Here is a 14,108-nt window from a genome sequence, read left to right as displayed (position 1 = left end):
GATGGTTGTTTATGCTATCGAAGGAGAGTAACCAATCATGAACAAACTTATATGGAGCTTCTTGCTGTTTGCAGGTTTTATATTGCTTTTGTCTGGTATAGGCTACGTTCTTAATGATCGCATGTATGAGAACGTCGTCATTATCGAGGACAGAAATGAAGTCCTGCGAAAAGTAAGCGATTCCCTGCCTGTGCAAGCCACTATTGTGCATGACCAATGGGGTGTCGTGCAGGTCACTGATGAAGTCAGCCTTCATGCCATCATTTCGTACATCGATCGCATTAAGCAGGAGTATGATCCGACCACTGGTTCGGCCCCAGCTAATGAGCAGGCCGTGATTACAGGCCGTATTCAATATTTGAATGGGGATGAACAGCCATTTGCTTTAGGAGATGGTTTTACCTTAAATAAATGGTTCTATGGACCCGGCCACAAGACGCCGATGTTGTCCGCTTTTCAGACTCAACTGCTTAACCTGTTCTATACACCAGAGCATTATGCTGATTTCATACGTGATGCCCAAGATGTGACCTATCGGGTCAACAAGGCTGAAGCAGCTGTACATCTTCATGAAAAGGGTTACTTGGTCACGCAGATCCGCCAAGCCCACGAAATTGTAGACATGGTCGAGATTAAACAGCTGCTGCTGCAAAAGCAAGAGCCGCTTGGTACCATTACGGCATTCAAGCATGGCAACAGCTTGCGAAACAGCCGCAATGACTTGCTGCACGCTGTTGTCTATCCAGACTTTATCGTGATGCAATATATGGGTGACGATAACGGTAACTCTATTTATTTGCAAAGTAGCCTGGGCAAGCTGTTTGAATCAAAGAAAGCAAAGGCTGATATAAGATGAAACGATTACTCTTCTTCCTACTAGTTGTCTGTCTAATGACGCAGGCAGCCTGTTCCAATGAACATCATGCTATTACAGTGGACGAACAAGGATATCCCGAGTTAAAAGGCCGCCATTTAGTCGCCTATGTCGCCGCCCGCGAGGAAGTTGGCAGCGCTCTCTTGTCCTCCTTCTGTCAGCGCACCGGATGCACGTACGAGTATATTCGCCTCTCGACGGAAGAAATACTGCGTCGTGTATCCAAGGAAGCTTTAAAGCCGCAGGCCGATCTTGTGATCGGCGGTACGGTGGACGCTCACTTAACGATGAAGCAGGAGAAGCTCTCCTCGCCCATCAACAGTGCGAACCTCACGGCTATTCCCGCTGCTTTGAAGGATGAGGACCGCTACTGGGCTGGATACGAAGTCGAACAGTTATCCATTGCGATCAATGAGGAGCGATGGCGCAAAGAATTTCAGCCAATGGGCTTGTCTTTGCCCACTGCGTGGGAGGATCTCCTGCACCCCGCTTATCGCGGCAGCCTCGTAATGCCGGACCCAAATTACTCCGGCACAGCTTACACCTTTTTGCTGTCGTTGTACGAAGCTTGGGGCGAGCGCCGAGCATCCGATTATGTACGCAAGCTGAACGACAATATCGGCAGCCTTACGGTAAACGGCTATATGCCTGCCCAATCGGTCAGTGCTGGCGAATATGTAATCGGTATCAATTTTCTCGGCGATCAGCGCAAGCTGCGGGAAGCAGGCTTTGATCTTCTCAGCAGTGTGCCGAAGGATACAGGACTGTCCGTAAACGCGATCTCGAAGCTGCGCCATGCGCCGAATGAAGGTGTCGCCGATTGGTTTATCGATTACAGCTTGTCTCAGGATGCGGCCGCCATACTGGAGCACGTATCCTTCGGAACGCCGACGGTACAGCGGGACAAAATAGCCCGTTTAAACACAAAAGTTGTTCCGATCCACCATTCGTTAACTCAGCATGAACAAATCATTCAACTTTGGAACAGATTGCGTGCAGCTAAAAAAGGTTAAGGAGAATGAAATATGTTGGGTTGGTTAAAAAAAGCTCCAGCCGTACCACGCCTTCCGGAGCACATGATTGCTAAGATGTACAATATTTTCCGCATCCGCACTTTGATGGGAATATTCGTTGGTTATGCTGGTTACTATTTAGTACGTAACAACTTTACGTTGTCCACACCTTATTTAGCCAGCGAATATGGCTTTACGCCTTCGCAGATCGGTTTGTTAAGCGCTGCCATGGCTGTTACTTACGGCATAAGCAAGTTTTTTATGGGGAATCTGGCTGACAAAGCCCACACCCAGCGGTTTATTGCGATCGGGCTGTTGCTGTCCGCCATCGTAAATATCGGATTCGGTTTCTCGTCATCATTTGCTCTTATCTTTATGCTGCTGATCTTTAATGGTATGTTCCAAGGTATGGGGGCTCCCCCTTGTAGTATCGTTATGGCAAACTGGTTCTCTAAGAAAGAACGCGGCGTCAAAATGGGAATCTGGAATACCTCTCATAACATTGGCGGTGGTATTATCGCTCCAATTGTAGGTATTGCGCTAGGGATATTCGGTACGGCATATTGGCAAGCAGGCGTATTTATCGTCCCTTCTATTCTAGCGATCATCATTGCGATCTTTGTCTTGTTCTGCGGTAAGGATACACCTCAATCCGTCGGCCTTCCGCCGATCGATGAGTACCGCAACGACTATGACGATGTGGAACGTAACCCCGAAGGGGACAAGCTGTCGTTAAAAGAAATATTGTTCACTTATGTGCTTAAAAATAAATTTATTTGGTTTTTGTGCCTTGCAAACGTATTTGTTTACTTTATCCGCTTTGGTGTCTTGAACTGGGTCCCGCTTTATTTGACCGATGTAAAAGGATTCACGCAATCACAGTACCATATGGCCTTCGCAGCATTTGAATGGGCAGCCATTCCAAGCTCCCTGCTTGTGGGCTGGCTGAGTGACAAGTTGTTTAAAGGCAACCGGATGCCACTGTGCATTATTAGTATGGTCGGCGTTATCCTTGGCACACTGGTATATTGGCAATCTACTAGCGTATTGGCGATCAGCATCGCGATTTCTGTGATCGGCTGCTTGATCTACGTACCACAATTCCTGATTGGCTTAAGTGCGATTGACTTCGTGCCTAAATTTGCTGTAGGTACAACCGTAGGTTTGACAGGCTTGTTCGCCTACCTCTTCGGCAACCTGACAGCAAGTGCTCTTGTAGGCTTTATTGTAGAGTCATCTGGCTGGAACGGATGCTTTATTCTACTGCTTGTAAGTGGTGTGATGGCCTCATTGTTCCTGACGCTCATTCAGATCGGGCGTAAGAAGCAAATACGCAAGCTGGCAGCAAATGCCTAGATTAGGTTAGTTGAAAAAGTAAAGTAACACTAGCATACGCGGATCACAAAACAATCCCCTTCGTATCGCAACTATTGCGTATACGGAGGGGATTGTTTTACTGCTCGTTATTTGGTTTTGACAGAAAAGATAAATTTCCACTTAGCCTTGTTACCCGAGTACCTGCCGCGGTTCTCCGTCACCGTCACATTTAATACTTTCTCTGAAGCTTTTGCCTTAATGGCCGTTACTTTGATCGATTGGCTTGCCGTTCCTTTATCCGGATACTTGTCCTGCTCCTCAGCGTTAGCTTTTAAAGAAATTGAACCGTTTGCCTTCACCGCCAGCACAAGGCTTTCGCCTTCTTTGATCGTCTTGCCGTTAACGGTTGCGCCGGTTGCCCACTCGTTGCCGACATGATCATTTTCCACCAATTCCGCGCTCACAAATGTCACTTCCACCTTTGTCTGTTTAGGAGCAGCCAGCGCTGGCTGTACGATCAAGACAAACAGCAGCACAAATGATAGGACAGCTCGCATCGTTCTAGTTATCATAGAGGGTGCTTCCCTTCGTATGTAGTGGTACAGCTTGTATACTTCATTACTTCGTCACGGGATCAGTTTGTCCTGCCTCAGCATTTGTGGAGTTGGTGTAAAGGGGAATCAAATGAATTCAAGATCATGGAAGTTTCGTAGTGAAGGCGATGATTCTGTCTAATGAGGATTTAATAGGTACGAATGATTGGAGCCTTTATACGTTATTGCTGTAACTTAAGTGATTAATTGCTGTTTCGGTACGCTTAGATCATAACAATCAAACAACCTGATGATTCTTAAATGCTCGGTATGAAACTGGCAGCAACAATACGATCATGATGATTGCAAACCCTGCCATGACCTTATACTCCGGAATCAGTTGTCCAAAAACCGAGAACACTTCGTAACTGGTTACTTTCTTAAAACCATCAAACATATTTGCCGGCAGCAGATCCATGATATGATTAAACAAACGGCTGCTTTTGCTTGCTGGAATAAACATCGGCCCAATAAGGAAAAATCCGATTGTAATGATCACTTGAAAAGAACTCTTCATGATGCTTGATAGCCACAGCGTGACCATCCCCACAAACATGCAACCCAGACTGCCAATTAAGATTACCCACAAATAAGTTTGAAAAACCGTGTAGGGAACCGGAGCCAATAGATCAATCATCTGCACACTAGCGCCCCCACCATAAAATCCGTATATCCCCAATATAAGGAGTGTATAGATCGTCAGTGCAACTAACAGCAGCAACAAAGAAACAGTACAACTGGCTTTAAGTTTAGCGGAAATCACTTTGTTGCGACCATAGCGAGAGGATAGAATAATAGAATCGGCTCCACACTGGTATTCGCCAGCAAACACAGGTGCTAAGCAAACTGCAGTAACAAAAGCAATAATGATAAAGAGACTCTGTAGATTTTGAAATACTTGTTTCCAACCGGTAACATAGTCCATTGTAAAAGGAACAGGTATTGTTTCATTTATCTGCATGAAAAATGCCCTTTCCTTGTCCGAGTAGTTACCATATGAATAGTCAAAATTTAAGTATTCACTAATCTTCTCCATCCGTTTTTGATAAAAAGTTTTGGCTTCACTTGGCGTCAACTTGTCGATAATATAGTGATCGTATCCACTAACAGGAGAAAAAGAAAATCGAACTAAACTATTCAATTGTTCATTCTTGACTATATATTTAGCATAGGCATCATTTTTAATCTCCCCTTTCTCATTCAGGTTCTTCGGATCACGCATCACTTTTTGATATTGTTCGACCGCGGTAGCTACTTTTTGTTCCGTTAGTGGACCGGCAAGTTGGGTATCATATTCTTTTTGCAGGGCGATTGCTTGGATTCCCTTTAACTCCTCGCCATTCTTACCTGTTATCCATGCCCCCATAACTAATACACTTGTCAAAAAGATAGACACCACTACTAAAATCGAGATCCCTAAATAAAACGATTTTCGTCGAATAATCTTTCGTAACTCAAATCGTGTTAGGATATCCATACCTAATCCCTCCTACTTCTCCTGATCAGATACTCATGTCGGCTCATCCTGAAAATGATACAAATAGAAGTCTTCTAATGTCGGCTCCACCGAGGCTGCATTTGAGATCGGTTTTTCTGTTGATACAATACGCAGTTCTACCTCATCCCCTTCGTTTCGCAGATTGCTCACACAGTAACGATTGTTCCAGTCCTCTACCATCTCAGCTTGGATGCGACACAACCATACGCAACCTTTCATCGTATCTGTCAATTGTTCCACCGTCCCCGTCATCAGTAACCCGCCTTGTTTCATCACCAAAATTTGGTCGGCAATGTATTCTACATCTGAGACAATATGCGTCGAAAGAATAACAATTTTATCCCGCCCCAAATCTGCAATTAGGTTCCGAAAACGGACACGCTCCTTAGGATCAAGTCCTGCCGTTGGTTCGTCCAACACCAGCACGCTAGGATCGTTAAGCATCGCTTGGGCAATGCCCAGGCGATGCTTCATTCCACCAGAAAAGGTACGGATTTTCTTGCGAGCTACATCCTGCAGAGCCACTGTGTGTAATAGTTCCTGTGCCCTTCGCTTTGAATCATTTATCGTCAATCCCTTAAGAGAGCCCACATACCAAAGGAACTCTTGCGCACTAAAATCGGGATAATAACCGAAATCCTGTGGAAGATAACCCAACAGATCACGATATCGCTCCCCCATACGACCGATTTCTTGACCATTCATTTGAATCGTACCTGAGGTTGGATTGAGAACGCCACAGATCATTCGCATCAACGTTGTTTTTCCTGCCCCATTAGCTCCAAGCAATCCGTAAACTCCATTCGTTAGTCGTGCCGAAATATCATTTACCGCTTTTTTTGAAGAAAATCGTTTATCTACCCGATTCAAGGTAAGTTCCAACATCCTGTGTTCCCTCCTTGTGCATGTTGCCTCTCCTGCATGTCCTCCCTAAATCATATTGGCACTCTGGATGCAGTCTCGAGATTTCGACAAGTCTTACGTAACTCACTTACCTCAAAAGCTATTCCAATAATCGTAAGCAGCAATAATGTCTGCCATACTCCAATTGCAGATGAGTGATATAGAGAAAGTGAGGGGTTGAACGCTAAAATCGTTTGTACCAGTGCCACGAAACTACTGTAAATCAGACAATAATAACCACAGTTTGGGATGCGTAACCTATTTAATAGCCAGAGGCAGCCTAGACAAGTCAGATTGAAAGGAACCAGCAAATAGAGCAGCATGATTGCAAATCCCATCTGCATCCATATGCTCATTAGACCGGCCAATAGCCCCAACCCTATTAAATCCGCCATCCCTAGTAAACTGATACGTACCAGCGTCAACTTCTCCAGAAGATGATGCGTACTTAACTCAATGTCCATCATTTGGTATCTTAATGAGCGGGTTAGTGTTGGTATACCCACTATCAATAGCAACGGAGCCGCGATAGAAGTGAACATGATAAGTTGAATATTTCCCTGTTGTTGGTAGACTGAGTTGTATGACAGCCCACCTATCCCTATAATTACAAGTAACTGAATAACCCACACCCTCCAATTGATGAAGCGAAGTTGCGCGATATAAAACTCTCCGAACGACGCTCTACGGCTCAACTCCGTTCGACTCAGCAGCCCCGTTGCGCCTTTGATTGTTGCTTCCAACTCTTGCTGATTAATGGGGCGCACAGGGTAGTTCTTTAGGGCCGCAATGACGTCCTGTTCGGACTTCTTCCTCATGGGATTCACTCCTTTCCCAGTGCTGTCTCAATAGATTCAACCCCGATTTCACCCGATACTGCACCATACACACATTTACACCTGTTGTATGAGCAATTTCCCGAAAGGTCAAATCCAAACAAAACCGCATAAACACTAATTCTCGCTGCTCTTCTGGTAATAACTGCAGCAGCTCATGCACCAACTGCTCCCTCTCCACTTGGTCTTCTATCGTACTGCTTTGCTGCAAAGTCCCATAATCTGCTGCCGCATCTGTCTCTTCCCATGATAATGAGGGTTTCCACTTCCGCAAATGATCTTTGCAAAGATTTCGAGCAATTGTGTATAAGTAAGCACGACATTTCCCTTTATTTGTGTATTTATCTATAGATCTACAAAAGCGATAAAACGTTTCCTGCGTTAAATCCCTCGACTCTTCTTCATTTCGAACTCGCCAATAACAATATTTTTGGATGCCCGCATAATGCAGCTCAATTAGTGGCTTTAAATATTGCTTTTCACCTTGCTGGATACGACGAATCCACTCTCCCTCATCCACGATGTCCCCTCCCCTCTATTATGTTTAACTGTTTTATGTCGAAAAAAAGTGAAGCCATTATGCATCTTTTTTATGAAGCTGTGAAGATTGCGGCTCATACGAATCTGCTTGCATATTATATAAACGAGCGTAGACACCTTTTTGCTGCATTAGTTCCGCATGAGAGCCATATTCAACCTTTTGACCCGACTCCAACACAATAATACGATTCACCTGCCTCGTATTTACAAAACGATGAGTAACCAAAATACACAGGTATCATATTGGTCTGGAAGTCTGTGAATAAATTGATCTGCACCAGAACATTTAGCCGCATTCATAATCTTGGTTAAATTATTGACTTCTTCCAAATTGCCTAATCCTATATTTGTTTTTACATCAAAAGGATACTGAATAAAATCCTGAAAAACCGCTGCAACATTTTGAAGATTCCAGGCACAAAAAAATGTCAGTAGAAAGTGTCTCGTATGCGTGTGAGCACTATACGCACGGTGTAATTAGTCACGTTATAGATCATCTGGATGCAACTAGAAACATATATTAGACTATTAATAACAAAAAACGAGCATGGAGAGGCAATTTTTACGACAAGATGTCGCTGCCTCTTCCATACTCGTTATCTTACATTTCCTGCTATAAATTCAACCACTGCATCAAAAGCTTAGTCACTTCTGCTCTTGTCATTGCCCCTTGCGGCATAAAGCGATTGCCTTCACGCCCTTGCACAAGCTGCAGGGACTGCGCGCCCTGCAAAGCTGGCTGCGCCCAAGTGGCGACTGCTGCCTTGTCCGCAAAGGTAAGTGCAGATGCGCCTGCATCGTGACCAGCAAGCTTTATCGCACGCATCAGCATGACGATGGCTTCTTCACGTGTAACACGGTCATTCGGACGGAACTGCTTGCCGTCCCCTTTCACAATGTTCATGCTGGCTGCTGCGGACACAGCTTCCGCATACCAAGCACCGGTAGCGACGTCTTGGAAGCTTGCTGCAGAATGGCTTCCAGCCTTCACCAAGCTAGCTGTTCCATACACTCGCTCCAGCATTCTCACGATCATCGATGCGAACTCAGCCCGAGTTACCGCTGCATTCGGCTTAAATTGCGTCTCGGTCTGCCCGTTTACAAGACCGAGTGCCGACGAAACTTCAATATACGCTTGACCCCAATGCCCGCTGACATCTGTAAAAGCAGGCTTTGGCATCAAGGCAGCCAACATCACATTGCCTTCAGTCAGCGCCACTTGAACCCCAGCGTCTGTTGTGTCAGCTTTGACTGCCTTGGTATTCGCTCCAGCAGGCTGAACATACCACGTTCCCTGTTGTGGCTTGGCTGCCAAGTTCACAGTAATTCCTTGAACAGATGCAGGAATGGACTCCGTCTTGCCTTTTATGTCCACGGCAAGGCTAACACGCAGTGCTTGCCCTGTCCAAGTCAAGCCAGATGCTGCCCACGACTTCGCGTAAGCCGCCAACTGCTGGCGTGTAAAGGCTGACTGCCCCGTAATAACCAGCTTATCCGCGCCCTCAGGCAGATTACGTACAACTGCAAGCGGCAGTGTCACTGTATATGTGCCAAGCTTCAAGCGCAGGGTAGATTCTTGCTTCACGGCTTCCCGCATAATCTCCCTATTTAAAGCCGCCTTCCAGTCTGCAGCTAATGCCTGATTAGGCTTCATCTCAATCGTTACCGATTGCTTAGGATGTGACTTCAATCCATCCAGTACAATTGTTGTCGTGTTGGGGCTTAGTCCCCATACGCCGCTCGCATCCAAAACAGCAGGCGCCGATATGACGAAATCGCCGTCAGGGATAGACGGCTTATCCTTCCCGCCATTGTTCCCACTTACGCTGCCACCATTACCGTTGCTGCCGCTTCCATTATCCTCCGTTTGACCTAACAACCATACCGGGGACCGCGCTGTTCCACCAAATGCATCTGCTGCAACGGCATACCACGCGTATTTTCCGTTATCCGATAAACCGTCCCATGTCACGGAAGCCTTGCCACCGCTAACGACATTATCTACGGCCCCGATCAGATGCTTGGAATAAATATCGGCCCGGATCATATCTGTCTCAACCCGCTTCAACTTCGGTTCAATGTTCCAATCGATTGCAAATTCGTCTTTTCCCGGATGATCCTTGGGATCATAATAATTAAATTTGTCCTTGTAAGGCGAATAGGTCTTCATGTCAATTCGCTCGATCCGCTTGCCATCAGGCGAAGCCTTAAATTCCAGCAAACGCATGTAACCTTCGCCACCCTCAGGTCCGCCTTGATAATCGGCAAGCATTTGGTATACCTTACGGTCCGGCTTACCATCTCCATTATCATCAATCGCATCGATCTTCGTCTCCGCATCATGATAATGCCCGCTTAACACCCCAATGACGTTGGCGTTTTTCTTAACGACTTGATCATAAATCTTATTGGCAATAGGTCCCCGCTCGCCGGACACGAGCAAATACTCATGAAAATTAAGAATAGCCTGTCGATCTGGATATTGAGCAAGCACCTCATTCATCCATTTGATCTCATTTTCATATATGCCCCAGCCCATGTATACCATGATGAAATCAATGCCGTCCACCGAGATCAAATCGTAGTGACCTCGATTGTCCTTGTAAGACTCCCCATAAAAAGGCTTGTCCTTAAAACGTTTTTCTCCAAAATATTTACTGAAATCCGTATAGTTCTCGTCCTTATGATTCACATCATGGTTGCCTGCAAGCACGCCGTATGGCACTTCTGCCTGCTCCAACACTTTCATATACGTATCTGCACGTTCCCATTGCTCCACTTTGTCCATCTCATCTACCACATCACCGGTATGGAACACATAACGAATGTTCTTCTTGTCTTTGTTCGCCGCGATCCAGTCCACTTCAGACTTGTAAATGTGCGGATAAGACTCTGCATAATATTGCGTATCGGACATCCACACCAACGTAAAGTCCTTCACACTAGCTGCATCTGCAGCAGGTGCTACTTCATCCTGAACGATCACAGATACTTTACGTTCCTTATTTATATAAGCATCAACAACGGCTTGACCCGTAAGTGAAAACAAATCGGTTCCTGCAACTGCCGTTGTCAGCGCATCCCATTTGCCCGCTTGCACATTCCATGCATACATCGTTACTTTTCGGCCTGGAAGAGACTTGCCTTTCCATTCCACACTAAGTTCATCCGTCGGTTTCACACGGCTGTCCACACTTAGCTCATAACGCTGATACGGGAATTGATTCCAAGAATCATGTCGTACCGACTGGTTGTCCAGCTTGGCAAGCGCCTGAAGCTGTTGTGCAGTAAGCTGCTGTTCATTGGGCAGCTTCGCAAGTAACGGCGGCTCTACATCACTTGCCGCCTGGTACACTTTCATCGTAGAAGTGTCAGTTGGCGTAAACGTAAACCCTTCATAGAACTTCACGTTTAACGGATCATTTGTAGGGTCCTTGACCTCAACCGTTAACGTACCATTTGTGCGTAAGGAATGAATAAGACTGGATACAAGCTTCGGAATATCCGGCAGCTCAGCCTGCACACGAAGCTCGGAAGCTCGTTCTGTTACGTTGCCTGCACGATCTACAGCTTTAACGATAAGCTGATGCTTGCCTGGGGGCAGCAATACCGAGCTAAGCTCAAGCGGAAGCTGTACAGGCTTGTCGTCCAACACAGCCGTAACCGATTCAATACCAGACAAGGCATCAGCAGCTTCTGCTTGAACTGTTAACTTGCCCTTTACCACCTGCTGCGGTGTAACATTCAGCTTCAGTTCAGGCGCTGTATTGTCCACAACGACGTTAATCTCCCGACTATCGCCATTGGACTCGACTGCTTTTAGCGTGTGCTTACCATCTGCTATAGTAGTCGTTTTCCACGTGTAACCCAACCCGTTATATTTTTTGTCCGGAATGGCAAATTGGAAATCGTGCTGCTTCTTCATCCCGGTGCTGTCACCGATATCCCATTCCTTCGTCGAATCCTTATAATTCGCATCCCGAATAATCGTTCCATCTGCGAGTACAAGGCGAATGTTACGAATATTAAAGTCATCCAGATTGTCTGATTCGTCAAAAGTGCCTGCCTTAGATCCCGCACGAATCGTAATCGGCACCGCATTGCCATATGACAGCTTGTCCGCATCAATCGGCACCGTCAACGTCGTCCAGCCATTAATCGAATCATCAAATACATGAATAATCTCATTTTGAAAGACAACGCCGTTCTGGAAGAAAATATTAGTCTTGTTCACATCAAAGGAAAACAGCACTTTCTGCTCCATAGCAGGCTGCAAAGTGTTTCCAGCAATAGGTTTGCCGTCAATTGACACCTGCAAGGTATCTGTACGCTCATTGCCTGATGCAGCCTTGATCCATTTGTCACCTCTAATGAATTGACCTTCCTTAACGTTAAAACGTACCCCCTGCTGCTGCGACGATTGAATCGGAATTCGAATATCCGACAGGCGAATCGTCTGCGTTCCGTCTGAAGCTTCAGCATACAGTTCCAATGCCGCATGTCCCATCAATTCTGAAGCAGCTAACGTATAGGACAGTTCTTTTGCGGCATTAACCAAATGAATATTACGCTCTTCAAATGGCTTCGTCGCATCCGTGCGGTAGTACAGCTTTAACGTCTTCACGTCCGTGTTGTCCACAGCGTCAAATACAAGCTTCAAATCCTTCGTATCTTCTGCTATCGCAGGTATTTCCCGCAGCTTCACTTGTGGTGGAACCGTATCAACTGGCACATGAAAGAGCTGAGGCAGCTTCTGATAGGGCAAAAGGGTACCTGGCGTGCCTTTCTCGATTGCTGCACTTACCTTTTTCATATTTGGGAACGTCAACTCATTGTATTGATAGATAACAGCTCCATTTTCCAGCGTTCCGTCTACCGCAGGTGTTGTATCGTTATAGGTAGCAACAGATCTGTCCACACCGGTGTTAGTTGAAATAGATATCGCTCGATAGCTGCCGTTGGCCATTCCGTTATTGAACAAACGGAATAAATTAACGCCCTCAGTCAGATTTGAGCCATAGTTTGCATTAAAATCTACAGCTGTCTTACTGCCGTTCTCGGCATTAATAATCCAAAATACGGCCGTCTGTCCAGCTGGAATCGTCACCGGAACCGTATGTCGCCACCACAAATCAGCCTCTGCACCTTCGTCAGGATAGCGATAACGGATCGTATAATCCTTCATATCAACTGGCTTATCCGTCGGATTATACAACTCAATAAACTCGTAGCCGTCCGCGCCACCTACGTTGGCCGAATTAGGAACCAATTCAGTGACCAGCAGCTCCGGCACATAGGCAGGCATGCCCACGGCAGTATCCATAACTGGAACCACAAAAGACTGCGATTTGGCTTGCTGTCTGCCGTCTGTTGCTTCGAATGTATATTGCAATAAAGCAGCATCCTTCAAGTCACTTGCCGGAATTTCTGCGCCATAAACCACGTCCGTGACACTATTCATCGCCAGTTTAAGTGATTTGGTCATTTTATCCGTCTTATATTCTATGAACTGCATACGACCAATCTGGCCACCCTTAACGATTGCCGTTATCGGAACATTCGAACCTTTAACTACTTGTGCTGGAGGCGCATGCATAATCTGAATGGGTTCAACCACCGTCAGTTGGTCCGGTCGCACCGTTAAAGGCGAAGCACTGGACAAGCCCTGCTTAATCATGGAGCTGCCTGTGCTAGGTGCAACATAATGGATGCCTTGGTCAGCTTTTACGTCAGACACATCATAGGCAGCAGTAACAATTGGTCGAACTACGTTCGTGTCTTGACTATCAGTCAATAGCAACGCACGAGGTTTACTGTTGGACATCCCGCCCCATTTTAATTCGATAATCAGACGATCATCTACATTAAGCTTATAAAATTGTTTAAACCGATCTACTGGCTCATTAAGATTATCCGTATTTTTAGACCAAATGACAAAAGATTCTCCTGGTTGAATGACTCTATCCGGCAGTGAATATTTAAGGTCAGCATCTCCCGAATCAAGATATCGATAAACTAACTTATAATCTTTCGTGTTTAACATATGGCCTGAATTATTATACACTTCTATGAACTCATAGCCATCCGAACCCCCGATATTAGTAGTGTCAGGAATCATTTCAGTAATCAATAACGATGGTCCTAATCCTGTTAAGGCCATATTTGGCAAGGCTGCTGGCTGCTGGCCTCCTTGCTGTTGTGCAGCTTGACCATTTGGTTGTTGAACATTCCCCGTTGATAAAACTCCCGCATCCAAAGATGTGCTCGTAACGTTGTTCCCTTGTACGAATCCGCGATCTGCCTGTGAGATCACCTGCTGATCCGCAGCTGCTGGCTCTACTTCACCTGCTGCCATGACAGGCAACGATACCGCCTGCCATAATAGCGCCGTTAAGGAGGACCATAGAATCAGTCTGTGACGCAGTGTTCGTTGCTGTTTGCTTCGTAGCATCGCTTCGCTCTCTCCTGTTCTCTATTCATTCGTATTGTAGTAATAAATACAATCGACTAAAGAACAGCGTAAAGAGTAATCAT

The 14,108-nt window shown here is 45.8% G+C and carries 10 protein-coding genes; 3 read left to right on the top strand and 7 right to left on the bottom strand.

Features of this window, described 5'->3' with window-relative positions:
* The first annotated feature begins 37 nt into the window (after positions 1-37).
* From MH117_RS22360 to pgtP, 3 genes are read left to right on the top strand one after another with little or no spacing between them, the layout of a single operon-like run.
* On the top strand, positions 38-856 hold the full coding sequence (locus MH117_RS22360; RefSeq protein ID WP_239332645.1) for a DUF3919 family protein: 819 nt from the start codon (positions 38-40) through the stop codon (positions 854-856).
* Positions 853-1,887, top strand: a complete 1,035-nt coding sequence (locus MH117_RS22355; RefSeq protein WP_239332643.1) for an ABC transporter substrate-binding protein — start codon at positions 853-855, stop codon at positions 1,885-1,887. The genes MH117_RS22360 and MH117_RS22355 overlap by 4 nt, the downstream gene beginning before the upstream one ends.
* Positions 1,888-1,899: 12 nt before the next feature.
* Positions 1,900-3,243: an MFS transporter gene (gene pgtP / locus MH117_RS22350; RefSeq protein WP_239332641.1), complete on the top strand. Its 1,344-nt coding sequence runs from the start codon at positions 1,900-1,902 to the stop codon at positions 3,241-3,243.
* A gap of 107 nt (positions 3,244-3,350) precedes the next feature.
* Here pgtP and MH117_RS22345 read toward each other — a convergent pair whose 3' ends face one another.
* The 7 genes from MH117_RS22345 to MH117_RS22315 form a co-directional block, all read right to left on the bottom strand.
* Positions 3,351-3,776, bottom strand: coding sequence for a hypothetical protein (locus MH117_RS22345; protein ID WP_239332639.1), 426 nt, complete (start codon positions 3,774-3,776; stop codon positions 3,351-3,353).
* A gap of 259 nt (positions 3,777-4,035) precedes the next feature.
* Entirely contained in the window at positions 4,036-5,274 is a 1,239-nt protein-coding gene (locus tag MH117_RS22340; RefSeq protein ID WP_239332637.1) for an ABC transporter permease subunit, read from the bottom strand.
* Between the two features lie 33 nt (positions 5,275-5,307).
* Entirely contained in the window at positions 5,308-6,180 is an 873-nt protein-coding gene (locus MH117_RS22335) for an ABC transporter ATP-binding protein (protein ID WP_343224481.1), read from the bottom strand.
* A 50-nt stretch (positions 6,181-6,230) separates the two neighbouring features.
* Positions 6,231-7,016, bottom strand: a complete 786-nt coding sequence (locus tag MH117_RS22330) for a hypothetical protein (protein ID WP_239332635.1) — start codon at positions 7,014-7,016, stop codon at positions 6,231-6,233.
* Positions 6,952-7,554 carry an RNA polymerase sigma factor gene (locus tag MH117_RS22325; protein WP_239332633.1) on the bottom strand — a complete coding sequence of 201 codons (603 nt, stop codon included), beginning with the start codon at positions 7,552-7,554 and terminating at the stop codon, positions 6,952-6,954. Before MH117_RS22325 ends, MH117_RS22330 begins: the two co-directional genes overlap by 65 nt.
* A 57-nt stretch (positions 7,555-7,611) precedes the next feature.
* The gene (locus MH117_RS22320; RefSeq protein WP_239332631.1) at positions 7,612-7,767 is read right to left on the bottom strand and encodes a hypothetical protein; all 156 of its coding nucleotides are present in this window, start codon (positions 7,765-7,767) and stop codon (positions 7,612-7,614) included.
* Between the two features lie 420 nt (positions 7,768-8,187).
* Complete coding sequence (locus MH117_RS22315; RefSeq protein WP_239332629.1) at positions 8,188-14,025, bottom strand: S-layer homology domain-containing protein; 5,838 nt, start codon at positions 14,023-14,025, stop codon at positions 8,188-8,190.
* Between the last annotated feature and the right edge of the window lie 83 nt (positions 14,026-14,108).

The sequence above is a fragment of the Paenibacillus sp. ACRRX genome, from assembly GCF_022346885.1.
Taxonomy (GTDB): domain Bacteria; phylum Bacillota; class Bacilli; order Paenibacillales; family Paenibacillaceae; genus Paenibacillus_B.
The sequence above is the reverse complement of the archived record's forward strand: the minus strand, read 5'-3'. Positions and strand labels throughout refer to the sequence as shown.